The following is a 24,596-nucleotide window of genomic DNA, read 5'->3' as shown; positions in this document are numbered from 1 at the left end:
CTTCAGACGGGTGCGCGGCGGAGCTGTGATTTGACCTTCCGCTTTGCGACGCAGTTGGAGCGGAAGATGCGGATTGTCACGACGACGGAAGAAGCGGCCTGGGTTGCCGTCGAGGCGAGCAGTGCACGGGTTGATAACGACCTTGCTCCGGGCGAAGAGATCACGTCGCGTTTCAAGGGGTTCGGTACCTGCTTCAACGAGCTTGGCTGGATCGCTCTGCAAAAGACATCTGACGCGGAACGCGCCGAGGTGTTGCGTCTGTTGTTTGCGCCCGACGAGATGGCCTTCACCTATTGCCGCCTGCCGATCGGGGCAAACGACTACTCCGCAAGCTGGTATAGCTACAACGAAACCGACGGCGATTTCGCGATGGAGTCTTTCTCCATTGCTCGCGACCGGGAGGCGGTGATCCCGTATATCAGGGCTGCGCAAGCCGTCAGCGGCCGGCCGCTCACTCTCTTTGCCTCCCCGTGGAGTCCGCCGAGCTGGATGAAATTCCCGAAGGCCTATAATTACGGCCATATCGTTTGGGAAGACGCGTATCTCAAGGCCTATGCGGACTACTTCGTCCGCTTCGTAAAGGCGTATGAAGCCGAAGGGCTTCCGATTTCCGCAGTCCATCCTCAAAACGAGCCGGACTCCGACCAGAAGTTCCCTTCATGCCGCTGGACCGGCGAACAGTTGCGCGACTTCCTCCGCGACTATCTGGCGCCAGCTTTCCGCCATGCCGGGCTCAATACCGATCTTTGGCTCGGCACGATAGAGCGAGGCGACGTTCGCGGGGACTTCAATAAATTCGTCCTACCGACGCTCGCTGATCCGCAGGCGCGCGCTGCCATCAAGGGGATCGGCTTTCAATGGGCGGGCAAACATTCGATCCGGCAGGCACAGATCTCTGCGCCGGAGCTTGATCTCATCCAGACCGAAAACGAGTGCGGCGACGGTGAGAACAGCTGGGACTACGCCCATTACGTCTTCAATCTGGTGCGCCACTTCCTGGACCACGGCGTCAGCGCCTATGTCTACTGGAACGCCGTTCTGGAAGATGGCGGTGTCAGCACATGGGGATGGAAGCAGAATTCGATGTTCACCGTCGCAGGTGACGGCACACTGGCGATCAGGCCGGAATTCCACGTCATGCGCCACTTTGCAGGCTTCGTCCGGCCAGGCGCAACCGTGCTACGGCCGTTGGGTCGATGGGCCGGGAACGCAATTTACTTCCGCAATCCGGATGGGCTGGAAGTGGTCGTAATGAACAATCCAACACCTGACGCAGTGCAGGTCACCGCCCGGTGCGGCTCTACCTCCGTCACACTCGACCTACCACCCTATTCGTTCACGACGATCGCGGAATGACAGACAGGCGCATGGGCTTGGCATCACCTGTGCGCCTGTTCACTGAGATGCCTTGGAGGAGAGCATGAATTTCAAACACTTCAGAGCAGCCGCATTCTTGGCGGCGTTCACATCAACGGCACTCGCGTTGCCAGCCTTTGCCGACACTACGATCAAGGTCTTACGCTCGGAACCTGGCAACGAGGGCGAAAAAGCGCTCTATCAACAGATGGTTACGGCCTATGAGGCGGAACATCCTGGTATCCATGTGCAGTTCGAATATCTATCGACCGAAGCCTATAAACAGAAACTGCCCACACTGCTTCAATCGGATGCGCGCCCTGACCTCTTCTATAGCTGGGGCGGCGGGGTGCTCGCCGATCAGGCTGCTGCAGGCTTTCTGAAAGACATCACCGCGGATGTGGCCACGGAATGGGCCGACCGCTACTCGGCGGCGGGTGTAAAAGCCTTCACGATCGGCGGCAAGATCGTCGGTGCGCCGATCAATGCGTCGGAAGTCGTGTTCTGGACGAATCTCGATCTTGCTAAGAAAGCGGGCATCGACATCCCGGCGATCAAGACCTGGGACGAGTTCCTCGCCGCCGTGAAGAAAGCCAAGGGCACCGGCGTCACACCGATCGTTGTTGGCGGCAAGGACAAGTGGCCCCTGCATTTCTACTATGGCTATCTGGCACTGCGCGAGGCCGGTGCAGACGGTTTTGCCGCAGCGGTCGCCGGCAAAGGTGATGGTTTCGCATCGGCGCCGTTCGTCAAGGCGGGAGAGGACTTCAAGAAGCTTGTCGACCTCGCGCCTTTTCAGCCCGGTTTCATGGATACGACTTTCGAGCAGGCCTCAGGCATGTTCGGAGACGGCAAGGGACTGTTCCATCTCATGGGCGACTGGGACTACGGCTCGGCCAAGCAGGCTTCCGTCAGTGGCAAGGGAATTGACGACGCCCGGATGAGCATTTTGCGCTTTCCCACGGTCGAAAGCGGCACGGGCGCTGTTGCCGACACGTTCGGCGGGCTCAACGGATGGGCCGTGTCGTCCACTGCTTCTGCGGAATCCATCAACTTCCTGAAATTTATCAACAGCCCGGAAAATCTGGCCAAGGGCGCAACTGCCGGCTACTACATCCCGGCGACCAAAGGGACTGAAGCCGGGATCACAAATCCCTTCTTCAAGGCAATGTCCGAACATCTTGCGGCCTCTCAATACCATCAGGTCTTCCTCGATCAGGCGCTCGGTGCCGATGTCGGGGCCACGTTCAATGACGTCTCCGCAGACCTCGCCCAAGGGGGCGTGACTCCACAAGAGGCCGCGACGAAAATTCAGGATGCATGGTCCATGCGATGAAACGACCCTGGCGGCCCCATCCGGTGTCCGCCAGTTCCGCCCATCCCAAGCTCCCGCATGAGAGGCTCTTCGATGTCTGCTTTCGCTCCTTATCCGGCGCGCAGGTGGCGCCTGGATGATCGCACGACTGCGATCGTGCTGATGCTGCCGCCTGCATTGCTGCTCTTCACGCTGTTCGTCATATTGCCGCTTTTGGATGCTGGCTATTACAGCCTTTTCAAGTGGAACGGCTACGGTGCCCCGAGCGAGTTCGTAGGACTCGACAATTACGCACAGGTTCTCGGTCAGGGCATATTCTGGCAATCCGTCCGCAATTCCATGATCGTTCTGGTGGTTTCCATCGTGGTGCAAATGCCACTGGCATTGCTTCTGGCACTTCTCGTTTACCGCCAGACACCGACGAATGCAGCCTTCAGGCTCGTCTTTTTCCTCCCATACATTCTCGCCGAAATCGCCTCCGGCCTGATCTGGAGTTTCGTGTTCGACGGAAACACGGGTGTCGCGGCCGGACTATTCGCGGCATTGGGAATGAAGCCGTTCTTCATCCTTGCAGACAAGAACTGGGCGTTCTTTGCAATCACAGTCGTCGTCGTGTGGAAATACTTTGGATTTCACATGATGATCTACATCGCCGCGTTACAAGGCGTGCCTGCTGAGATGATCGAGGCCGGCAAGATCGAGGGTGCAGGCCGGTGGCAGATCGTCCGCCACATACTGATCCCGCAGATCAAGCCCGCGCTGATGGTATCCGGGTTCTTCGCTGTCGTCGGCTCCCTCCAGCTCTTCGATGTCGTGATACCGCTGACCAACGGCGGTCCGTCAAACAGCACCCACACGATCGTGACCTATCTCTATGCGTATGGCCTGACCCGCCTGAAGGTGGGTTTCGGCAGCGCGGTCGGTGTGATCCTCTTCCTGGCGGCCGTCGTTGTGGCTGTTGGCTATCAACGCACCCTCAACAAGGAAGCCTCGCGATGAAGATTTCCGCTTTCTTCGCCGGCCTCGGCCGCGCGGTGGTCCTGACGCTGGTAAGCGCATTCGTGCTGGGGCCGATGCTGGTGACGGTGTTGGGCGGCTTCAAGAGCGCCGGCGAACTGCGAACCAATCCGTTCGGAGTTCCGCAGAACTGGCACATCGAATTCTTCTCGTCGATTCTTTCCGATGCGTCGTTCTGGCGGTTTCTGGGAAATTCGCTGTTCATCTCGCTGATGTCGGTAGTGCTTACGCTGATCGTCGCGGCCGCAGCGGCCTACGTCTTTGCCCAGATCCGCTTCTTCGGAGCACGCTGGCTGCAGGCATATCTATTGCTGGGCCTCGTTTTCCCGTTCGCGACGGCAATCCTCCCGCTGTTCATCAAGGTGCGCGATTTGGGACTGCTTGACAGCTATTGGGCCGTCATTCTGCCCCAGACTGCATTCGGCCTTTCCCTCTCGATCCTTCTGTTCAAGACGTTCTTCGAGCAGTTGCCGAAGGAGCTGTTCGAAGCGGCGTGGGTGGAAGGTTGCGGTTATATCCGCTTCTTCTGGCGGTTTACCTTGCCGCTGTCGACGCCCATTCTGGCGACCGTCGGCACGTTCGTGTTCGTTTCGAGCTGGAACAACTTTCTGCTGCCGCTGGTCGTCTTGAACTCCCGTGAGCTCTACACCTGGCCGCTTGGAATGATGCAGTTCCGCGGCGAATACGTCGTCGAGTGGAATAGGACGCTTGCATTCATCACGCTGACAATCCTTCCCTCTGTCGCCTTCTTCCTGGCTGCCCAGAAATACATCGTCGCAGGCCTGACCGGCGGGGCGGTGAAGGGATGAGCCGTAATCTTAAGTCAAGGAGCCGTCACCATGGCTGAAGTTCAACTGTCTGCCCTCAACAAGACATTCGGTGCTGTTGAAATCATACCGCAACTGACGCTGACCATTCCCGATGGATCGTTCACGGTCCTTGTCGGCCCGTCGGGATGCGGAAAGTCGACCCTGCTTCGCATGATCGCCGGACTTGAGACGCCGACGCGGGGCAGTATCCATATCGGGGGACGCGATGTGACGGGCAGCGAACCGTCGCAGCGCGGGATTTCGATGGTTTTCCAATCCTATGCTCTCTTTCCACATATGACGGTGCGCCAGAACATAGACTTCGGCCTGCGGCTGGCGAAGGTTCCGGCCTTGGAACGCGATGCAAGGGTGGCAAAGGCGGCGGATATCCTGCATTTGCAACCTCTTCTCGATCGCAAGCCGGCCGCCCTGTCTGGCGGTCAAAGGCAGCGCGTGGCGATCGGCCGCTCGATCGTTCGAAATCCCGAGGTCTTTCTATTCGACGAACCTCTGTCGAACTTGGATGCAGCACTACGGACCCAGATGCGCGTGGAACTGGCGGAGCTGCACGAGCGTCTTGCAGCCACCATGGTCTACGTGACGCACGACCAGGTTGAGGCCATGACCTTGGCCGATCAGATCGTCGTTATGAATGCGGGCCGTATCGAACAGGTCGGGAGCCCGGAGGAACTCTATCAGCACCCGCAAACGATCTTTGTGGCGACTTTCATCGGTTCGCCGAAAATGAACCTGTTGACGGGGTTAATCGCAGAGGAGCGGGGCGCTACAACCTACGGCATCCGGCCGGAGCACCTGTCTCTTACAGAAGAAGGCGGCTGGGCAGCGCAGGTCAAATTCACCGAGTATCTGGGCAACGAGACTATCTTGTATCTGACAAGCGAATTGGGCGATCTTACGATGCGTATCAATGGAAATCGACGCTTTGGCGCCGGAGACGCCGTGCGTATAGTACCCGACTCAGTGCACGAACACCTATTCGACAATGAAGGCCGGCGTATCGGCCTGGGTCGCAGGCTCCGATAGCAGAAATGTCGCTGCAATCTTAACGCTTCACATACGGCCTTGCCGACGACCATGCCGGCTATGTTGCTGTTGATATCGGTGGGTCTGCATAAAAGGGCCAGCAGCTGAAGGCCGAGGGTTGAGATCAGCGGCTGATTGCGCAAGGAATCGTCTTACGCCAGAGCGTGGATTGATGTGAACACATCTGAAATCTCGGAACTGCTTGCGTGGACGCGCTGTCAATCGGCGCGGAATGTTAATGCCATCCTCCATTGATCATGCAGTCAATCAAACGATGCTTTGGACAAACTTGGCCAACACAGCGTTCAGTATGGCCGCCTTCCAAAGGCAAGGCATGTGCGATGACGAAGCTGGATGCCGGACACTTACCCATGTCATCGAAAAGTGAATTGAGCGATGAGGCGAAAAATGTGGCGAGAATTCCCGTGTCGCCTCCTCTGGTTAAGAAGCTGTCAACCGGCGACGAGCCACCTGCGCTGGGTCACCCAAACGATCATCGCCAGCGCGATCAGGACCCCGCCGCCTGTGACGACAGCAACCCAGCCGCCGCGTTCCCACAAGACGCCTGCCATCATCGACCCCATTGCGCCGCCGATAAAGTTGCAGACCACGAACGCTGTGTTCAGTCGGCTGCGCGCGCCAGGGTCGACGGCGAACAGTCTCGATTGATTGAGAACGTTGGTAGCCTGGATTGCGACGTCCAGTAATAGGACAGCGGCTAGGACAGGAACGATGTGAGTTGAACCAAAGCCCGCGATCACGAGAGAGATCAGCCCAAGAGCAAGAGCGGCCCCCGTACCTTCGACTGACCAGCCCCGATCATGGAGCCAGCCGGCGCGGCGGGCTGCAAGCGCGCCCGCAAGACCGACAACGCCGACCAGACCGATCTGACTAACGGAGTAGGCGAAAGGCGGCGAACTGAGAAGGAAGGTCAGCCCAGTCCAGAATAATGTGAAGACGGCAAATGCGCAGGCACCGATGAAGAGTGTAATGCGTACGAGACGATGTTGACGCACGACCGAAAAGACCGAGGCCAACAATTTGCCATAGGAAACAGTAGGCCTCGGCTTCTCCGCCGGCAGAGCCCAGGAGAGAAGGACCGCAAGCAGAAAGATGAACAAGGCGGCCGCAACGTAGATCGCCCGCCAACCGAAGGCATGCGCAAGAAAGCCGCTGATTGTGCGTGACAGCAGGATACCGGTGATCAGCCCTGAGACGATTGTTCCGACCACGCGGCCGCGCTGGTCGGGCTCGGCGAGATCACCGGCTAGAGGCGTGAGAAGTTGTCCAGCGACCGTCGTCAATCCAACGGCTGCAAGCGCGGCGAGCAGAGCCGCGAAACTCGGTGCGAGCGCGCACGCGATAAGCGCGACCGCAGAACAGATCATGATGGCCGGGATCAAGCGCCGCCTGTTCATCGTATCGCCAAGCGGGACGACGAGCAGAATGCCAAGCGCATAGCCGATCTGCGTCACTGTAATCAGTGTGCCGGCGGCGGCGATCGAGACACCGAGCGAACCGGCGATATCGGATAGCAAGGGCTGGGCCCAATAAAGATTGCCGACCGCCGCGCCACCGGAAATCGCAAACAACAGTGTAAGCGCTGGCGACATTGCGGTGGACGTTGGAGTTTCAGAGTGCGCGCGCGACATGGTTCGGTCCTTGAACAGAAATCGAGGTGCGCCGACCTTGCTGGCTCACCTTGTGTTTTTCTCAGAAATTTTCGTTATCGACCTGCAATCAGGACCGGGTCTCAGCTTGCGGGACCTTCGACAATATAGACGCGCGACGTTGCCGACCTATGCCGGATCGGTTTGAGTTCTTCATATTCGGGCGGGTTGTACCAAGCCTTTGCCTTGTCCACGCTGCCAAAAGCGATCACCACCATGCGCCCTTCAAACCCCCGCCTTTGAGTGAGACGACATTTCCTCCACCCCGGACAATGAAACGTCTCCCGAACGGCTTGAATGTTGATTCCACCTGGTTGCTGTATGGCTGATCCCTTCCGGATCAGTCACCTGGAACTCGGAAATATAGTGGGCGGGCTTCACACTGGAAGCCGGCTCCTGGGCCCAGGACGCTGACATCGTGAAAAAGGTGGCGGCGCCAAGCGCGATCAAGAACGTTGCGATGCGAGCTTTCTTCATCTTGGGTTCCTTACGTTTCAAGAGAGGTGGGTCGACGTTACCTTGGCTGCCATTGCTGCTTGGCGCTGAGCTGAAAATTGTCCGTTTCGAACAGCTTCCGATCGAGGATCATGTCCTTGGTGGTGGCGACATATGTCTTGAAGTGCGCAGAGTTGCGGTGAGCCGCGTAAGCAGCGTTGTCTGCATACATCTCGAAGAAGCGAAGATGGTTTGGCTTGCCCTTGATCGAAACGGCATAGAGCGCCTGAACTCCCGGCTCCACCCGGATCGACGTCTCCATCTCGACTTTGACGGCGGCCGAATAGGCTTCCATCTGGGCGGGATCGATTTCCAGCTCGGCGATGCGGATCACGGGAGTGCTCGTATCCTGCGCCTTCGCCGAGTGGCCCGCCAAAGTTAGGATGACCACGGCAAAGACAACGAAAATCTGCTTGTTTTCCATGGAACGTTCCTCAGCTGGTCACGACCGGTTTACAAACACATCCTTGACCACTGGCATGGCTGAGAACACACATGGCCAGCCGCTGTGGAAGGCGAGCTGGGTCAGGACTTCGGACGCCTGTTCCTGCGTCAGGCCGTTATCCATCGCGCGGCCGAGGTGGTAGCTGATCTGGGCGACCTGACCATTCGCGACGAGGGCCGCGACAGTGACGAGGCTGCGATCCCGTGGCGCGAGGCCCGGACGAAGCCAGAGGCTTTTGAACAGGACCTCTGCGGTATAGTGCACGACGCCGGGGGATACATCGCCAAAATTGGCTTGGACGCCATTCGCACGCTTTGCTTCCGCCTCCTCGTTCAGAGGGAGAAGCTGCGGTGACGCCTCGGGCAACTGATCGGCGCCGATACCACGTTCAACAAAGATATCCTTGACGATCTCGACAGCGAAGAAGGCATTGGACCATCCGGCGTAGAAGGCGAGATGTGTCACGATTTCGGAGACTTCGGCAGCCGAGACGCCACTGTCGAGTGCCTTGTTGACGTAATGCGGCAAGCCGATCGTCTGATTGCGCGCGATGAGCGCTGCAACGGTCACGATGCTGCGGTCTCTCGCAGACAGTCCGGAGCGGCTCCAGAGATCGCCGATGACCGTGTTCTGGGTAAAGGCAGCCAGGGCCGGCGAAACGCTGCGAAGATCGTCAAGTGTCAGTGCGGGATGGTTGTCGGTTGGTTTTGCCATGATGTTGATCCAGTCGGTTCACGAGTTTAGGGGTGTCACTTTGATCGTCGCTGCGCGGGCGCGCGCACCGATCATCGGGTTGAGATAGCGGCTCTTGGCGTATTTCGCGCGGTAGGCATCATCGATACGGTCGTTGATTGGCCCTTTAGCAGGCGCGAATTCGACGTCTTTGGTCATGCCGGCGACCGACACGCGGCCGGTCTTCTGTGTGACCGCGGCCTGATACCAGCGAGATGCCTGCCCGTTATATCCTCTTACGTAGAGCGCGCCATCGACGACCACCGACCAGACCCACGTTGGCGTGCCGTAAGTAGTGCCGTCTTCGCGAAACGGGGAAATGTACAGATCGTCCGATACGGCGACCTTGCCGAGCTCCTGATCTGACCAAACCATGAAAAAATGCCTTCCATTGATTTTGGGCTATCCAGTCAGCAAATACCCCAGGGATCACCACGAGCGTGACTGATCCTCGAAATATAGTATCTAGTTCTATTTCGATTAGGCGTTAATATCTCATTGAACTTATATCGGAGATCAATGAATGCGGCGGGAAGATCTTGGCGACCTGATGGCCTTCCTCACCGTGGCCGAGGAACAGAGTTTCACGAAAGCGGCGGCTCGTCTCGGAACATCGCAATCCTCCCTCAGCCTGATCATACGCAGGCTGGAGGAACGGCTCGGGCTTCGTCTCCTGACACGGACCACCCGCAGCCTCGCTCCGACGCCGGCAGGGGAGCAACTTCTTTCGACCCTTGGACCCGCCCTGGGGAATATCGATGCACAACTCTCGGCGCTGACCGAGTTTCGCGACAAACCCGCGGGCAACTTCCGTATCACCGCCGGGCAACATGCCATCGACACCCTGATCTGGCCGAAGCTATCAAAATTCCTTCGGACCTATCCCGATATAAAAGTGGAGCTCGTGGCAGAATCCGCCTTGACGGATATCGTCGCGGAACGCTTCGACGCCGGCGTCAGGCTCGGCGACCAGATCGAAAAGGACATGATCGCAGTTGCCATAGGACCGATGGCGCGGATGATCGCGGTAGCGGCGCCCGCCTGTTTCGACCAGTTCACTCCCCCCTCGACACCACAGGAGCTGACGGCCCATCGTTGCATCAATCTTCGTCTGCCGAGCTATGGTGGCTTTTACGCGTGGGAATTTGAAAAGGATGGTCAAGAGCTGCGGGTTCGTGTGGACGGACAGGTGGCGTTCAACGCCGTTCCCCAGACCGTGACCGGAGCCTTGGACGGCTACGGGATCGCGTATCTTCACGAGGACGCGGTTCGTGAGCATTTGGACAGCGGCCGGCTCATCCAGATACTGGCAGACTGGACTCCACCGTTTGCGGGGTACCATCTGTACTATCCGTCACGACGCCATCCATCCCCGGCATTTTCCATGCTCGTCGATGCTCTCAGGCATCATCCGGCAGCATGACTGGTTCGGCTTATGAAGTGGGGAGGGATGGCGCCTTGCTCAAATTTGCCGATCAGCGTTTGAGATGCGCATCAAAGAAGCCTTCAAGCTCCCGGAAATACTCCTTTGCCTCATGCATATCTGGCGAGAACAGATATTGTGCGTGAGAAAGGCCCTCGAAAACGATGAGATCTGCGACCGCGCCGGCTTCTCGAAGCTTGCGGTGAACACGGATCGTATTGCTCAAAAACAGGTCGCGGGTGCCCGTGACCAGGATTGTTGGTGGGAAGCCCCGATAGTCGCCGTAGATCGGCGATAGGTATGGATCCTTCATGTCATGGCCGCCTGCATACAGCTTCGCAGCGTCGCCCAGCCACCCTTCGTAGCGAACCAGGACGTTATCGACACTGTCGTTGCTAAAATAACTGTCGCCGATTTTTTCGAGATCAGCCCAAGGCGTGCCAGCGGCGATCGCTCCAGGAAGCGGCAGCCCCTCCGCTTTTGCGCGAAGTACCAAGGCCAACGTCATGCCGCCGCCCGTTGACGTGCCGAACACGCCAATCCTGGATGCATCCTTCGTCGCCAAGACACCTTTATAAACTGCAAGGGCATCATCCATCGCCGCCGGATAAGGAAAATCCGGCGGCATCCGGTAGTCGACTGAAATCACCCGCACATGACCCATGCCGGCCATCATGATCGCTTCGCCCGTTCCGGCCTCGCCGGGATTGAGGACATATCCGCCGCCATGAAAATGAATGAGGACGCGATCGCGGTTTTCCGGTGATACTTGCCTGGGAACGATCACAAAGACATTGACGCCGGCAATCTTGCTCGCCTCGACGGTCACGCCCATCTTCTCGCGCAAAGCAGGCAGCACTGCGCTTGCCTTCTCGGCACCTTGCGCAATCCACGATTTCCAGTCGTCAGCCGTCGCCGGGTGGTCGTTCCATGTGGCCATCGAACCGGTCTGGATGAGCGCGCGAAGCTCGGGACTTGCAGCCTCCGGGAGAGGGAGCTGACGCGCTGGCACGCCGCGCATCTCCTGCGCCAAAACAGGCGACGCGAGCATCAAGCTGGCGATAATATAGAAAATTGGCCTCATGGCGTGCATCTTGAACTCCAACTGCAGGGGCGATAGGTCAGTGGTTCTGGGCGAACACCGGTGGACGGGATGTTGGCACTGTGTCCCCGAGGATTAAAGGCAGTCCAGATGGTACTTGCTATGACGGGAAGTCTTGAGGGAGGAGGGGACGGAGTTCTAAGCGCTGCCTACAGTCAGAGCCTCCCAATTCTCGTGCGCAAACTTCAGTTTCTCGCCGTCGTCGAGAGAGAGTCCTTCGACAAACAGCCGGGCGTCGTTGCCTGGACGGTACTGGTAGGGATAGTCAGTGGAGAACAAAATCCGATCGATACCGACAGCATCAACGGCCTGGCGCAGATAGGCGTCATTATACATGCCGCTTGCCGTCAGATGGAGGTTGTTGCGCACGTAATGAATGAAGGGATGCTTCAATCCCGACACGCGATCGAGCATTGCAAGGCGCTCGAGATAAAAGATGACAAGCTCGCCCCAGTGGCCAAGGATCACCTGTAGGTTGGGATGCCGGTCGAAGACGCCGGCCAGAACGATGCGAACGAACTGCATGCCGGCTTCATAATGCCAGCCAAGTCCGAACGTCGAAAGCGCAAGGTCGACCGGCGCGCCGAAGCCTGAGTAATAGGTTTCGCGAACACTCGATTGAGGGATTTGGGGGTGAATGAGCAGCGGGACATTAAGTTCGGCGGCGACGGCAAATGTCGGCCCGAAGATCGGGTGATCCATGCCTTTTTCTCCGACCCGGCCATACAGAATGGCTCCTTTACACCCGAGGTGCTCTACGCTTCGCTGCAATTCCCTCGCAGCGGCATCCGCGTCGGCTGATGGCAGCACCGACAAAGCCTGGAAGCGGGATGGATGGGTCGCGACGGCCGCGGCGAGCATGTCGTTCGTACGACGCGCGATATCGATGCCGTGATCACCGAGATTGTTGAGACCGGGCGTCGTGAGGGAGAGCACCTGCACATCGACCCCGGTCTCATCCATGAGCGCCAGCCGCTTTTCGCCAAGATCGGCGAGGCGTTCTTCGATAACGCCACTGTTCAGCGCTAAGGTTCCGTCGTCGGCGCCAGGGGTCGTACCCCAGGCGTTTTTCACGTCATTTGGCAGCACATGCTCTTCTATGGCGATAATCTTCACAGTCAGCTCCAATTGCTTTCGACGCCATTTTATCCGGCGCGACGTTGGGGCGGCGACGAGCGAGCAATGCCGCCCCCACTATTTGAACACTCGGGCGATCAGCTTAAGGCTGCGAGCTTATCGACGATTGCTTTGCCGACGCCATGTGCCGATGCTGGATTTTGGCCTGTGATCAGGCGACCATCGGTGACGACATTCTCCGACCAGTTCGGCGCTGGCTGGTGTAGCGCGCCGCGATCTTTGAGGGTTGATGCCAGCAGATAGGGTACAACCTTGTCGTATTTGACCTCCGCCTCCTCTGCATCGGTGAAGGCAGCAAGTTTCTTGCTGGCCACGAGATAGCTGCCGTCGGACAGCTTTGCGTTCACCAGCGCGGCCGGGCCGTGGCAGACCGCGGAAACGATGCCGCCGGCTTCCCATATTTCGCGGATGACCATCTGCACGACAGGGTCGTCGGCGAAATCCCACATAGTGCCATGGCCCCCGGCGAAGAACACCGCCGAGTATCGCGCTGGATCGAGGTCCGCGAGAACCAGCGAGTGGGCAAGCGCGTCGCGAAACGCCTTGTCCTTCCAGAAGCGGTCGTTGACCGGATCGGAAAGGTCGAAGAAGTCGATCGGCGGATGTCCGCCGCGAATGGAGGCGATCTCCACCGGGATGCCCGCAGCCTCGAACACTTCGAGCGGGTGGGTGAGTTCCACCATTGCAAAACCGGTCGGCTCGCCGGTGTCGCCGCGGATCGGGTGGCTGGTGACCACGCAAAGGATGGGCTTGATGTTATCTGCCATTGACTTTTATCCTCATGATTTGAGCGAGGCCATGTCGATGACGAAGCGATATTTGACGTCGCTCTTCAACATGCGCTCGTAGGCTTCGTTGATCTGTTGGATGGGGATAATCTCGACGTCGGAAACGATGCCGTGCTGACCACAAAAATCCAGCATTTGCTGGGTCTCTGGCACGCCGCCGATGAACGACCCGGAGATCGCCCGACGCCCTTGCACGACGGAACCCGCCCTGACCGGAGTTGCCAGGGGACCCATGTAGCCGACGAGGACGAGCACGCCCTCGAGCGCCAGGGTGGTCATGTAAGGATTGACGTCGTGATCGTAGGGGACAGTATCGATGATGACGTCGAACCGCCCTGCCACCGCCTTCATCTGCTCGAGGTCTCCCGAAAGCACGACATGATCGGCGCCGAGACTGAAAGCGTCTTCTTCCTTGCCGGCTGAACGAGTGAACAGCGTGACGTCCGCGCCGAGCGCCTTAGCAAGCTTCAGCGCCATGTGGCCGAGACCACCGAGACCGATCACCGCGACCTTGCTTTTCTCTCCAACCTTCCAGCGATGAAGCGGAGACCAGGTCGTAATGCCGGCACACAGAAGCGGCGCTGCACCCGCCGGATCCAGCCCCTCCGGCAGCTGTAATACGAACTTGTCACGCACGGTGATGGAATCGGAGTAGCCGCCAAAGGTGACGCTGGCGTCTCGCCGGTCAATGCTGTTGTAGGTGAACGTCGCGCCCTCAACACAGTCCTGCTCCCAGCCCTTCAGACATGGTTTGCAGTGTTGGCAGGAATCGACCATGCAGCCGACGCCGACCATATCCCCTGTCTTGAAACGGGATACGTCGGTTCCGACCTCGCGCACTCGGCCGACAATCTCGTGGCCGGGAACGATCGGAAAAGTAGTATAACCGCCGTGGTTCCTGGCCAAGTGCAGGTCGGTGTGGCAGACACCACAATAGAGAATATCGATGGCAACCTCATCCGGTCCCGCAGCACGCCGTTCGAAGGCGAAGGGCTCCAGCGGGGCAGAGGCCGATTGGGCGGCAAAGCCAAGTGCATTCATAATGGGTTCTCCGTATTGGTCACGCCTGTTCTGCAGGCGTGATTGCCCAGGTCATGCCAAGACAGCGTGACCTGGGCTAAGGTGCGAGCCGGAATCAGACGTTGCCGGGTGCGAAAAGGGCTTCCCAATTCGCAAACGGGCCGAGCGGGATGACGTCCCAGTCGATGAGGCCGGCCTTGGCAAGCGGAAAGTCGGCAAGCGACGCCTTGGCTGCCTCAACGGACTGAGCTTCCGCGATGATGGCCACGCCTGGACGATCCTGTCGGAAATAAATGTCACGGATGACGCCATCCTTGTACATCTTCCAGGAGTGCCGGACTTCATCCAACATGTGCGGCTGGTATTTCTCAAGGCTGGCGCCGGGCTGCGGAATATCAAGGCAAAGCAGTTTCATCTCAAGGATCCTTTTGTCTGTTAGGCGAATTGCGTGGGTGTCAATCGTCGCGTGATCTCGGCGACGCGACGGCCCAGATAGCGCGCGGTCCGAATGTCGCACTCGGGCGGCGCCACATCCGGCGCCTGGTCAATGTTGGCGTGGGTCATCACGCCGAGCCAGCTCCCAAGGCGATTGAGGTCGTCCGGGCTCGATGTGCTGCTGTTGTTTCCTGGCATCAGGTCGAGACCGACCCAGATCATGCCGTGCTGGGCGGCGAACAGCGCCATGGAAACAAGCGAGTTCAGCTTGTCTCCATGCTGCGCGCCGGAATTGGTGAAGCCGGCGCTGATCTTGTTGCGCCACTTGAGCTCAGTCCAGGCGGCCTTGGTGGACTCCTCGAAGAACTGCTTGAGCCGGGCGCTGATCATCCCATTGTAAGTCGGGGAGCCAAAGACGATCGCATCGCTCTTTTCAAGAGCTTCCCAGTCGACCGGCCCATCGGCGACGGCGATCAGCTCTGCCTGAACATTATCCACGTCTCTGGCACCCTCGGCGACTGCCTGGGCAACACGCGCCGTGTGTCCGTATCCACTGTCAAATACGATCGAAACCAGCAATTGTCCGTCCTTCTTGGTGATGAATGCCCGCGCTCCGACGGGATCGCCGTTTCTCGGGCCGTTGAAACTCGTTTACCGACACGGGTTTCTATCGTAGAATTTAGGTCAGCAGTGGCGATAGTTTTTCCGTTATCTGCTTCCCCGCATTCTACATCAGAGGCAGAAATGGTTGGTTCAAAGTCGGTTCGCGACAGATTTGACGGTATCGAAGTGTTCGTCGAAGCGGTCGAGGCAGGCGGTTTCGCCAAGGCAGCGGATCGGCTGTCGCTGACACGCTCGGCGGTCGGCAAGTCGATCGCACGACTGGAGGAACGGCTCGGCGTCCGCCTTTTTCAACGGACGACCAAAATGCAGTGCCTCACCGAAGGCGGTCAGCAATATTATGAGCGGTGTCTGCGCGCCATTGAGGAACTGCGTGCAGGAGAAGTGATGCTGGAGACCGGCCGTCAGGAAGTCGCCGGTCGGCTCAGGGTTTCGGCTTCGATCCTATTCGGGCGCTATTGCGTCGCCCCCATCTTGCGGGCCTATGCTCGTCAACATCCCCGACTTGAACTCGAACTAAGTTTCAGCGACCGCCAGATCGACCTGATCGCCGATGGCTTTGATTTGGCGATACGGAACGGTGCGCTGGGTCATTCATCAGCTTTACGAGGACGCCGGCTGGGCAGCCAGCGCAAAGTCCTGTGCGCGTCGCCAAGCTATATTGCGACAAAAGGCGAGCCTCGTTCAATCAAGGACCTTACCAATCACGACCTGCTCGCCTACTGGAGAAGCGATCATGGGCTGGCTTGGCAATTACCTGACCAAACGGGCACACTCACAGACGTTGCGGTAACAACGCGGCTGCGTTTCGACGATCTCGAGGTGATCGCAGACGCCGCCGTCGAAGGCATGGGGCTTTGCTGGCTGCCTTACTGGCTTCTTCGCGATCGGATACGGCACGGTGAGTTGGTCGAGGTTTGGGCAGACCGCCCAAGCGCATCAATGGAATTCTACGCTGTCTGGCCTGCAGCCCAGTACCTGCCGCTTCGCTCCAGGCTGGCGATCGACGTGCTCGCCGCCGAACTTCCCAAAAGCTTTGAAGACTAGGCCTGCAGGCATTAAAGGTCGCTGGCTGCCTTGCGCATGACGGCGCGACCGCCGCGTTCGCCTGGTGGGACCTTCTGAGGGAGCGCAAGTGCGCCGATATCGAACGAGGCCCCGCTCCAAAGCATCGCCCAAGGTCAACACCGCCGAGCAGCAAACGTCACAACCAAGACAACGGCATGCGACGGCCGATCATCGATAGGCATAAGCGGCATATCAAGAACAGGAGATGCAGCACGGAGACGGCAAACACGACCCAATTGTACATACCCGATATGTCTGATAAAAAAAACTCCGTCGAAAGAGTGCTGACCGGATGGTAGCCCGGTCGCCGTCTTAACGGACGGTAACTCTTCCTCTCGGGGTATCCGCGACACCTGGACCGGCACGCCGGTTGCAAAGGTGTGTCCGCCGATAACTCCACGTCATCGTCGGCACACCTTCTCAATTCGTTAGAAGGAAGTACGACTTTGAAACTTGCAGGAAACACAATACTCATCACTGGCGGCGCAACGGGTATCGGCTTCGCGCTTGCGAGGCTCTTTTCCGAGAAGGGCAATCAGGTCATCATCTGCGGCAGAAGCCAAGCAGCGCTGGAGAAGGCGAAAGCCGAGGTGCCGGCAATAGTGACGCGCATTTGCGACGTAGCCGACACAAATAGCCGCCGCGGGATGGTCGAATGGCTGAAAGTCGAATACCCGACCCTGAATGTGGTCATAAACAATGCAGGTATTCAGGTGCGGCGTGACTTCACCGCCGATCCGGAGATTGCCACGCTTGACCAGGAGGTCGCAATCAATCTCACGGCCCCCATCCATCTGATCGCAGAGCTGCTACCGACACTGAGACAACAGGGGCAGGGGTTCATCATCAACGTCAGTTCTGGTCTGGCCTTCTCGCCGATGGCTGATGTTCCGGTCTATTGTGCGACAAAGGCCGCGATACATTCCTTTACGCTCAGCCTGCGTCACCAGTTGAAATCAACTGGCATCCGGGTGGTGGAAGTCGCCCCACCGATTGTCGACACTGGTCTTGGCGGCAAGACCCGCAGTGGAGGGACAGCCAATCAGATGATGGTGACCCCTGAAGACTTCGCCATCGAGGCCCTCGCGCAGTTTGAAGCAGACAAGGACGAGGTCCTGATCGGGGTTTCGGCCAAGACACGCGAGCTGGGCGAAGCCATGTTCGGACGCATGAACAGCCGCGCTTAAGGCAATGCAAGTTGCCGCAATCGTCGCGGCAATCCTCTCTGATGCGTTTCGAGCTGCACTGGCTCGGAAGACACGTCCGCCGAACAGCCAAGTCAGGAGAACGATTTCATGAAAATATTGGTGGTCGGCGCAGTCGGCGAAACCGCTGGTCTCGTTGTCCCGGCACTTGTCGAGCGCGGCGTCATTGTGCGCGGCCTCGTCCGCCGCCCCGAACAGGTCCAGCTCGCAAAGGACCGCGGCGCTACCGAGGCGGTCGTGGGCGACCTTGCGGACCCTGAAAGCCTCGACGCCGCCCTGACGGATGGCGTCGAGGGCGTATTCCACATCGGTCCCGTCTTCGCGCCGAACGAGGTGCAACTTGGCCTCAATATCGTTGCGGCTGCGCAGCGCGCGGGCGTGCGCAAATTCGTGTTCTCGTCGGTGATCCATCCAATTCTCGACTTGCCCAACCACGCGGCCAAGGCGCCGGTCGAAAGGGCGCTGGTCAATTCGATGCTGGACTATACGATCCTCCACCCGACCATGTTGTTCCAGAACTATGCATCGTCATGGGCCACCATACTGGAAACGGGAGTCCTTGCTGAACCCTGGGCGCCCGAAACCCGTTTCAGCCGTGTCGACTACCGCGATGTCGCCGAGGTGGCTGCGATCGCGTTCACCGAGGCTCGGCTCGCTTATGGTACCTTTGAACTATGTGCATCGGGCATTCACTCCCGCCCGGACCTGGCCAGGAAGCTGAGCGAGATTTTGGGCCGCGATATCGGGGTTGGAACGGTTGACCGAAGCAAGCTTTCAAACCTCCCCAGCGAAATGATTGAGATGTTCGCACATTATGACCGTAGCGGCCTGCTCGGCAGCCCGCTTGTCTTACGGTCAATTCTTGGGCGCGAGCCACGCACCCTCGATGCGTATTTCAGAGAGCTCGCTGCGGCTAGTGGGCGCGGAAGGGGATGAATGATCCGCTCCAAGGTGGCTATCTGTCCCGTTTCCGAGCAAGCGAAGCTGTGACCGCTCGAATTTTGGCAGCTCAAACGTCGCGAAAGTATCGTGCCAGAAATTGTCACGCAGATGTGCATATTGGGTTTCGACCAGAGCAAGGCTCTACAACAAGTTTGCGGGGCTTGCGACATCTCGACGCGAAGGATGCTGGCGTAAAGGTAGGCACGAGGCCGCATGGAGATTGCGCCAGTTGCACGATCAGGCCCTGGCACCACAGGTGTCGGAGCGCCTGCCTAACTTCAAAAAAGGAAAACATATGAAAGCCGTTACATTCAACGAATATTGTGGCACTGATGTCCTGCGCGTCGTTGAGGTGGAGGCGCCGCACGCGGGCCCCGATCAGGTGCGCATTGCGGTGCGGGCCGCAGGGGTCAATCCGATCGACTGGAAGCTGCGGGCAGGATATGTTCGCGACCTCATGCCGCTTACCTTTCCCGCCGGCGTTGGTTCCGAAGCGGCGGGCATCGTCGATGAGGTCGGGGTTGGCGTCTCGGGCGTCGCCATTGGTGATGCTGTTTTCGGTTATGGCCAAAATACGGTGGCCGAATAGACGGTGTTGAGGGCCTGGGCGCGCATTCCGGACAACATGCCGATCGAGGTGGCCGGTGGCCTACCGGTCATCGTTGAGACGGCGACGCGCATCCTCGATCACGTTAACCTCAGGGCCGGTGAGACGCTGTTGATAGCAGGTGCCGCCGGCGGGGTGGGAACCGCCGCCATCCAGTTGGCGCGCCACCGTGGCGCTGTTGTGATTGGTACGGCGAGCAAGCCGAAGCATACTTACATCCGCGACCTAGGTGCTTTCCCGACGACCTATGAGCCAGGGCTTGCAGCGAGGGTACGCGAATTGGCGCCGCAGGGCGTTGACGCGGCGCTCGACCTGGCCGGTGACGGCGTCATCCCGGAGCTAGTCGAGATTGTCGGCGATCCCGCGCGCGTCGTTTCCATTTCCGACGTCACGGCCCCGCAACATGGCGCGACCTTCTCGGGGCGATCGGCCGATCACCCCGAGGCCGCCTTTACCGAGGCAGCGCGGTTGTATGGCGAAGGCGCACTTCATCTACGCATCGAGCAGACTTTCCCGATCGAGCAAAGTGACCTGGCGCAGGAGGTTAGCGCTGCCGGGAGGGTGACCGGCAAGCTCGTAATCACAGTAGTCTGATCCGATCTCCGGCCCGCATGACGGTTGCACCTGCGGGCCGGAAGGCTCAGTTTCACTGGCCGCTTGCTGGCTACCGATCGCTCGCGCTCATTGCCCACGGCAACTTAGAAAGCCTGTTGCGGCATTGATGCAAAGCAAGCGGTCTCCTTGATTACTACGACCGGCGCCCGATTGCGGCAATCCAAACCGCCATTGCAGCCAAGTCGAACGCGCGTTGGTGAACTCGGCGCTTATCTGAACCTATTTGCAACCGACCATGCTGTTCCGTTTGAGCGTTCCGAAAGAATGGTGACAGAAACTGTCCCCATCCTGGTTTATGTACGCTTGCAATTGCAGAGAGACGTCGAACCTCTCTCGTACGACGCCAGAAAGGATTTGAAAGTATGTCCAGACTTAAATCAGTCGACGCTTCTTCAGTCGCTTGCCAGAAGTTAGCGCGGCCTCGCCTGTGTGACAAAGCAACCGTTTTCGAATTTGCTTGGCTTGAGGCGCTCTGATGAAACGAATTCAATATAGCAGGTATGGCGGCCCGGAGTTGATGCGGGTCGAGGATTTCGAGTTGCCCGCGGTCGGAACAGGTGAGGTTGCCGTGCGGGTCAAGTTCGCGGCGATCAATCCTATCGACTGGAAGCTGCGCGCAGGCCAGATGAAGATCGTCACCGGCAGAACCTTTCCCCGCGCCATGGGAATGGACTTTTCAGGGATAGTCACTGCGATCGGCTCCGACGTCACACGGCTTAAGATTGGCGACGCTGTGTTCGGTCTTGCCAAATTCAAGCAAAGCGGTGCGTTCGGGCAAGCCGTGGTGACAAAAGATACGTTCCTGGCTCGAAAGCCGGATAATGTTTCTTTCGAGGATGCCGCATGCCTTGGCACACCAGGCGTCACGGCTTGGAACGGACTTATCGATAAGGCAAAGCTCCGGCCTGGCCAGCATGTGTTTATCAACGGATGTGCCGGGGCGGTCGGCGAAGCAGCCGTGCAGATCGCGCAGCTCTTCGGCGCCACTGTTTCGGGGAGTTGCAGCGCGCACGACATGGAGCGTGCCAGATCGCTTGGCGTGAAGACGGTCTATGACTATCGTACCACCGATCTGTCTAAGATTGCTGATCGCTTCGACGTCGTCTACGATACGGCGGCGAAGCTGACACTTTCTGACGGGATGAATATGCTGAGCAAAGGAGGCGTATTCCTGGATTTGAACCCTGGGCTCGGCAAGTTCATTCGCGCAACCTTTGATCGCCGGCTAAAGCCCATCATTGGTTCTCCTCGAGCCGAAATCCTGGAAAAAGTTGCCGAAGCTGCGGGCGCAGGCAAGTTCAAAATACCGATTGCAAAAACTGTTTCACTCGACAGCGCGATCCCACTCATTGGTGAGCTTGAGAGAGGTCACAAACTCGGCGGCAAGGGCGTCGTGGCAATGGAGTAGAAATGGCAAGAAGCCATCGACTGTTCGACCTGATGCAAGTACTTCGCAGACATCGCGCGACGGTGTCGGGACGCACACTTGCGAACGAACTTGGCGTGTCTCTGCGCACCATACGCAGGGACGTGGCCACCCTGCAGGACATGGGCGCAGAAATCGATGGTGAGGCGGGTGTCGGCTATATCTTGCAGCCCGGCTTCCTTCTCCCCCCGCTGTCGTTTACGGACGAGGAAGTTCAGGCGCTCGTGATCGGCGCCCAGTGGGTTAGTCGCCAGACGGACGATTCGCTGGCCTTCGCCGTGACGAACGCGCTGGCCAAGATCAATGCTGTTCTTCCACCTGACATGCGATCCGCTCTCAACGAGGATATGATCTATGTCGGCCATTCCCTAAAAAGCGCCGGCCCGCTGGATCTAAGCGAGGTTCGCAGGTCACTGCGTGAGCAGCGCAAGCTGCGCATCACGCTATCTCTGAAACATGTCAACCTGGGAAAGGAGATCATCTGGCCCATCATGCTGGGGTTCATAGAATCAAAGCGGTTTATCGCGGCCTGGTGTGAACTGGACGAAAAGTTTCGTGTAATCGGATTGGAAGATATCGAAACTGCAGAGGTCTTAGTCGAGCGATATCCACGAAGCCGCCGCCAGCTCGTAAAGGAATGGCGTGCACAAGAGATGAGGCCTTGCAATAGCGAAGGCGAAGTTTGTTGAGCCTCGCCATTATTCGACGACGTTTTGCGTGGGGCTAAACCATTTCCGACGAGCCGTCGTCGCGGGATCTCATCTGACCGGTACCCATGAAAGGCATGTTGGCCCCGAACTTACATAAATCGAATTAGGGCCCGCTCGTGTGCGTGCGTCTCCCCGGATATGCGTTCCCGGTCTGTGCTCAGAACGTCGCATAAGGTCTCAACGGGAACGCCGAAAGCATGGGAAGGCCAAATCGCGTCATGTGCTGAGCCCTTTGGATTTAGTGGTCTCCGGTTCGAATCCTCTTGTAGGCGTGGAGCTTTTTAAAAGTGGGCCGCGGGTTCCGATCCCTTCAAGGCGTTCACATCTAACGGGCCAAAAGCGCCACCGCGGCGGTCGCTGGTTTAAGAGCGGACCCGCGCGCTGGGGCTTGTCGGTCCCGGTTTCCGGCTTTTTGCCGGCGCTATGCTAAACCTCCTGCGGCAACCCTTTAACCGATCTTGCGGGAAGCGAACGGCTTTCGCAGATCCTGCTACAGCTGGTATGCCCTTCCTATTTTGGACGCTTCTGCGCAGCAACCCAAGAGCTGTCACTGCGTGATTGTAAATCTTGCTCGCCAGGTTGGCTGAAATCGCATCTCACCAACAAGGCTGATCTGCCGATCGTGCCGTGTTTTGAAGTAGGAAAATTGGCGGCGGGGCTTTGACAACAGGAATGGCAGAACAGTTTGACATGTTTTCGGAGCAGGCTCCGCCCGACCAGGTGGTCACGCGTAGCTCCTCCAAATCCGCCAAACCCGACACGCATGTCATCCCCATGAGCGCAGAGGACATGGTCCGACATCTGTCGGAGACCGGTCGATATCGGATCGTGCAGAAACTTATGCCGCTGATGGCCCGTAACTCTTCAGAAGCGTTCGAGGCTAGAGTTGGGCCTCAAAGAAATCGCGCCACCAACTCGTTGAGCGGGGTGCTGAAGCGGCTCGGGAAATGATGGAGCAGCGCTCGCGTCAGGCCGAGCGTGGTCGGGGGAGCAGCAGGGCTTCGAGCGGCAGCGAGGGAGTGCTCGGCGAGGCCGGCGACCGCCATCGGCCTCGCATTCGTGGTTCGCGCGCCGCCAGTCCTACGGCCCTTGATGAGGAGAGCAGGCTGGCCGCGCGCTGCTCCGTCGTGAAGCTAGCCACGCGCAGAACTTTTGGTATAAGGCTCGGATCAGAAGGGCGGGTTCTTCTTAAAACACGAAAATATAAAAAACAAGACGAGCGCCCAAATAGCCTCAACCTGGAGAGCTCAGACAATGAATGAAAACCTTCTTGCGTTCTATATGGGCTATGCGTTTAGCCATGCCGTCAATACGCAGCATCTTCTTGCGCCAAACGAATTGATGGTTCCATATGTTGTCTACTGGCAAGACGAACAACCGGCGCCTGTGCCGTATTCAGCGCCGACTCAAAACGAAGCTGTACAGAAGGCAAATACCGCGCGCACTCAAAAAGCGGCGGAAGTTACAGGCTGGTCATCTGGCCGCGAAGGTCTCATTACACCGAACGACGGAACCAAACTTGACGTTTTATTCATTGAGGGTTGGGTGCCAGGACTTACTCCGCCGCTTGAGATGTTGGTCTATTGCCGGAAGGAGCCATTTAAGCTGATACAAGGGTTCATGTGGAAACCCCATTCTCAGGCAAGAAAAGATAGTCGAACCTTCATGATGGATTTCAAGCGCGGAATCATCAGTCAACCATTCGGACAACAATGCCTCGAATATGTTGAGCATAGCGAGCCTGTTCAGCTTGTAAGCGGATAAGAGGGTTAGACGACCGTCCCGGTTTCAGTATAGCGTTTCCTCAACTCCGGCAAAGCCGCTATGATTTTATCGAGGTCTGCTATGCGCTTTGGCTTCCCCGTTTTGTATTCGTCGCTTCGATAATGCTCAACAAAATCGAAATCGCCGAGCAAGATACGCACAACGCAAACCATCACACCCATCTGCATCTCCATCTCGTCATAAGGCGAGTTAATATGACGTAATCCGGCATCGTCAACTTAACGGAACGTGGAATTCGATGTGCGATGACGGGCCATGACAGACCGTGATCCGCTCTATCGCCGCCATCGCTTTCCCGCTGAAATCATTGCCCACGCCGTATGGCTTTATTTCCGTTTCCCTCTCAGCCTACGGATGGTCGAGGACATGCTCGCAGCGTGAGGGATCATGGTTTCGCATCAGACAATCCGGCTGTGGGCGGAGAAATTCGGCCGCACCTTCGCCAACGAGATCCGTCGTCGATCATCCGGTCGGCTTGGGGACAAGTGGCACCTCGATGAGGCCGTTGTTTCGATCCGTGGCAAGAAGCATTGGCTATGGCGGGCTGTGGATCAGGACGGTTTCGTCTTGGAGGTTCTTGTGCAAAGCCGCCGCAATGCCAAGGCGGCCAAACGCCTGATGCGTAAGCTCTTAAAGAGCCAGGGCCGAGCGCCGCGGGTGATGATCACCGATAAGCTTCGATCCTACGGCGCCGCAAAGCGGGAGATCATGCCCGGTGTCGAGCATCGCTCCCACAAAGGCCTGAACAATCGGGCGGAGAATTCCCACCAGCCCGTCCGGCGGCGAGAGCGGATCATGAAGCGCTTCAAGTCACAGCGTTATCTACAAC

General features: G+C 58.2%; 26 protein-coding genes and 2 pseudogenes. 15 read left to right on the top strand and 13 right to left on the bottom strand.

What is annotated here, in order from left to right:
- Positions 1 to 30 precede the first annotated feature (30 nt).
- The 5 genes from AB4Z52_RS30695 (at position 31) to AB4Z52_RS30675 (ending at position 5,541) form a co-directional block, all read left to right on the top strand.
- Positions 31 to 1,356, top strand: a complete 1,326-nt coding sequence (locus AB4Z52_RS30695) for a glycoside hydrolase family 30 protein (RefSeq protein WP_442221646.1) — start codon at positions 31 to 33, stop codon at positions 1,354 to 1,356.
- A 64-nt stretch (positions 1,357 to 1,420) separates the two neighbouring features.
- Positions 1,421 to 2,692, top strand: coding sequence for an ABC transporter substrate-binding protein (locus AB4Z52_RS30690; RefSeq protein WP_442221645.1), 1,272 nt, complete (start codon positions 1,421 to 1,423; stop codon positions 2,690 to 2,692).
- A 72-nt stretch (positions 2,693 to 2,764) separates the two neighbouring features.
- Positions 2,765 to 3,670, top strand: a complete 906-nt coding sequence (locus AB4Z52_RS30685; protein ID WP_442221644.1) for a carbohydrate ABC transporter permease — start codon at positions 2,765 to 2,767, stop codon at positions 3,668 to 3,670.
- On the top strand, positions 3,667 to 4,497 hold the full coding sequence (locus AB4Z52_RS30680) for a carbohydrate ABC transporter permease (RefSeq protein ID WP_442221643.1): 831 nt from the start codon (positions 3,667 to 3,669) through the stop codon (positions 4,495 to 4,497). Before AB4Z52_RS30685 ends, AB4Z52_RS30680 begins: the two co-directional genes overlap by 4 nt.
- A 30-nt stretch (positions 4,498 to 4,527) precedes the next feature.
- Positions 4,528 to 5,541 carry an ABC transporter ATP-binding protein gene (locus AB4Z52_RS30675; RefSeq protein WP_442221642.1) on the top strand — a complete coding sequence of 338 codons (1,014 nt, stop codon included), beginning with the start codon at positions 4,528 to 4,530 and terminating at the stop codon, positions 5,539 to 5,541.
- A gap of 452 nt (positions 5,542 to 5,993) precedes the next feature.
- Here the strand turns inward: AB4Z52_RS30675 and AB4Z52_RS30670 are convergent, their stop codons facing one another.
- The 6 genes from AB4Z52_RS30670 to AB4Z52_RS30645 form a co-directional block, all read right to left on the bottom strand.
- On the bottom strand, positions 5,994 to 7,193 hold the full coding sequence (locus tag AB4Z52_RS30670; protein WP_442221641.1) for an MFS transporter: 1,200 nt from the start codon (positions 7,191 to 7,193) through the stop codon (positions 5,994 to 5,996).
- A gap of 101 nt (positions 7,194 to 7,294) precedes the next feature.
- Positions 7,295 to 7,429 carry a DUF1330 domain-containing protein gene (locus tag AB4Z52_RS30665; protein ID WP_442221640.1) on the bottom strand — a complete coding sequence of 45 codons (135 nt, stop codon included), beginning with the start codon at positions 7,427 to 7,429 and terminating at the stop codon, positions 7,295 to 7,297.
- 7 nt (positions 7,430 to 7,436) lie between these two features.
- Complete coding sequence (locus AB4Z52_RS30660) at positions 7,437 to 7,688, bottom strand: hypothetical protein (RefSeq protein ID WP_442221639.1); 252 nt, start codon at positions 7,686 to 7,688, stop codon at positions 7,437 to 7,439.
- 37 nt (positions 7,689 to 7,725) lie between these two features.
- Positions 7,726 to 8,130: a putative quinol monooxygenase gene (locus AB4Z52_RS30655; protein WP_442221638.1), complete on the bottom strand. Its 405-nt coding sequence runs from the start codon at positions 8,128 to 8,130 to the stop codon at positions 7,726 to 7,728.
- 18 nt (positions 8,131 to 8,148) lie between these two features.
- On the bottom strand, positions 8,149 to 8,865 hold the full coding sequence (locus AB4Z52_RS30650) for a carboxymuconolactone decarboxylase family protein (protein ID WP_442221637.1): 717 nt from the start codon (positions 8,863 to 8,865) through the stop codon (positions 8,149 to 8,151).
- 18 nt (positions 8,866 to 8,883) lie between these two features.
- Complete coding sequence (locus tag AB4Z52_RS30645) at positions 8,884 to 9,258, bottom strand: DUF2255 family protein (protein ID WP_442221636.1); 375 nt, start codon at positions 9,256 to 9,258, stop codon at positions 8,884 to 8,886.
- Between the two features lie 148 nt (positions 9,259 to 9,406).
- On the opposite strand from AB4Z52_RS30645, the gene AB4Z52_RS30640 reads away from it, so the two are divergent.
- Positions 9,407 to 10,306, top strand: coding sequence for a LysR substrate-binding domain-containing protein (locus tag AB4Z52_RS30640; protein WP_442221635.1), 900 nt, complete (start codon positions 9,407 to 9,409; stop codon positions 10,304 to 10,306).
- A 52-nt stretch (positions 10,307 to 10,358) separates the two neighbouring features.
- Here the strand turns inward: AB4Z52_RS30640 and AB4Z52_RS30635 are convergent, their stop codons facing one another.
- The 6 genes from AB4Z52_RS30635 to AB4Z52_RS30610 form a co-directional block, all read right to left on the bottom strand.
- On the bottom strand, positions 10,359 to 11,399 hold the full coding sequence (locus AB4Z52_RS30635) for an alpha/beta hydrolase (protein WP_442221634.1): 1,041 nt from the start codon (positions 11,397 to 11,399) through the stop codon (positions 10,359 to 10,361).
- Between the two features lie 147 nt (positions 11,400 to 11,546).
- Complete coding sequence (locus AB4Z52_RS30630; RefSeq protein ID WP_442221633.1) at positions 11,547 to 12,524, bottom strand: amidohydrolase family protein; 978 nt, start codon at positions 12,522 to 12,524, stop codon at positions 11,547 to 11,549.
- A 98-nt stretch (positions 12,525 to 12,622) separates the two neighbouring features.
- Positions 12,623 to 13,312: a type 1 glutamine amidotransferase domain-containing protein gene (locus AB4Z52_RS30625; protein ID WP_442221631.1), complete on the bottom strand. Its 690-nt coding sequence runs from the start codon at positions 13,310 to 13,312 to the stop codon at positions 12,623 to 12,625.
- 12 nt (positions 13,313 to 13,324) lie between these two features.
- Positions 13,325 to 14,374: an NAD(P)-dependent alcohol dehydrogenase gene (locus AB4Z52_RS30620; RefSeq protein ID WP_442221630.1), complete on the bottom strand. Its 1,050-nt coding sequence runs from the start codon at positions 14,372 to 14,374 to the stop codon at positions 13,325 to 13,327.
- A gap of 94 nt (positions 14,375 to 14,468) precedes the next feature.
- On the bottom strand, positions 14,469 to 14,768 hold the full coding sequence (locus AB4Z52_RS30615; RefSeq protein WP_442221629.1) for a superoxide dismutase: 300 nt from the start codon (positions 14,766 to 14,768) through the stop codon (positions 14,469 to 14,471).
- Between the two features lie 20 nt (positions 14,769 to 14,788).
- Positions 14,789 to 15,367 carry a flavodoxin family protein gene (locus tag AB4Z52_RS30610; RefSeq protein ID WP_442221628.1) on the bottom strand — a complete coding sequence of 193 codons (579 nt, stop codon included), beginning with the start codon at positions 15,365 to 15,367 and terminating at the stop codon, positions 14,789 to 14,791.
- Positions 15,368 to 15,532: 165 nt separating this feature from the next.
- On the opposite strand from AB4Z52_RS30610, the gene AB4Z52_RS30605 reads away from it, so the two are divergent.
- The 8 genes and pseudogenes from AB4Z52_RS30605 to AB4Z52_RS30570 all read left to right on the top strand — a co-directional run bounded on the left by AB4Z52_RS30605 (position 15,533) and on the right by AB4Z52_RS30570 (position 23,746).
- The gene (locus AB4Z52_RS30605) at positions 15,533 to 16,456 is read left to right on the top strand and encodes a LysR family transcriptional regulator (protein WP_442221627.1); all 924 of its coding nucleotides are present in this window, start codon (positions 15,533 to 15,535) and stop codon (positions 16,454 to 16,456) included.
- A 467-nt stretch (positions 16,457 to 16,923) separates the two neighbouring features.
- Positions 16,924 to 17,664 carry an SDR family oxidoreductase gene (locus tag AB4Z52_RS30600; RefSeq protein ID WP_442221626.1) on the top strand — a complete coding sequence of 247 codons (741 nt, stop codon included), beginning with the start codon at positions 16,924 to 16,926 and terminating at the stop codon, positions 17,662 to 17,664.
- A gap of 108 nt (positions 17,665 to 17,772) precedes the next feature.
- Positions 17,773 to 18,618: an NmrA family NAD(P)-binding protein gene (locus tag AB4Z52_RS30595; protein WP_442221625.1), complete on the top strand. Its 846-nt coding sequence runs from the start codon at positions 17,773 to 17,775 to the stop codon at positions 18,616 to 18,618.
- A 301-nt stretch (positions 18,619 to 18,919) separates the two neighbouring features.
- Positions 18,920 to 19,825, top strand: a pseudogene (locus AB4Z52_RS30590) (NADP-dependent oxidoreductase).
- A 496-nt stretch (positions 19,826 to 20,321) separates the two neighbouring features.
- Entirely contained in the window at positions 20,322 to 21,254 is a 933-nt protein-coding gene (locus AB4Z52_RS30585) for an NAD(P)-dependent alcohol dehydrogenase (RefSeq protein ID WP_442221624.1), read from the top strand.
- Positions 21,255 to 21,256: 2 nt separating this feature from the next.
- Positions 21,257 to 21,961 (top strand): helix-turn-helix transcriptional regulator, encoded by a 705-nt coding sequence (locus AB4Z52_RS30580; protein ID WP_442221623.1) that lies wholly within the window; start codon positions 21,257 to 21,259, stop codon positions 21,959 to 21,961.
- A 693-nt stretch (positions 21,962 to 22,654) separates the two neighbouring features.
- Complete coding sequence (locus AB4Z52_RS30575; RefSeq protein ID WP_442221622.1) at positions 22,655 to 22,933, top strand: hypothetical protein; 279 nt, start codon at positions 22,655 to 22,657, stop codon at positions 22,931 to 22,933.
- 303 nt (positions 22,934 to 23,236) lie between these two features.
- Positions 23,237 to 23,746, top strand: coding sequence for a hypothetical protein (locus tag AB4Z52_RS30570; protein ID WP_442221621.1), 510 nt, complete (start codon positions 23,237 to 23,239; stop codon positions 23,744 to 23,746).
- 5 nt (positions 23,747 to 23,751) lie between these two features.
- Here the strand turns inward: AB4Z52_RS30570 and AB4Z52_RS30565 are convergent, their stop codons facing one another.
- On the bottom strand, positions 23,752 to 23,928 hold the full coding sequence (locus AB4Z52_RS30565) for a hypothetical protein (RefSeq protein WP_442221620.1): 177 nt from the start codon (positions 23,926 to 23,928) through the stop codon (positions 23,752 to 23,754).
- Between the two features lie 94 nt (positions 23,929 to 24,022).
- Here AB4Z52_RS30565 and AB4Z52_RS30560 point away from each other — a divergent pair.
- Positions 24,023 to 24,596, top strand: a pseudogene (locus tag AB4Z52_RS30560) (IS6 family transposase); the annotation flags it as partial.

It is taken from the genome of Rhizobium sp. 2YAF20 (assembly GCF_052114685.1).
GTDB lineage: Bacteria > Pseudomonadota > Alphaproteobacteria > Rhizobiales > Rhizobiaceae > Rhizobium.
Note: the sequence above shows the minus strand (reverse complement) of the source record. Positions and strands in the feature narration are given on the sequence as shown.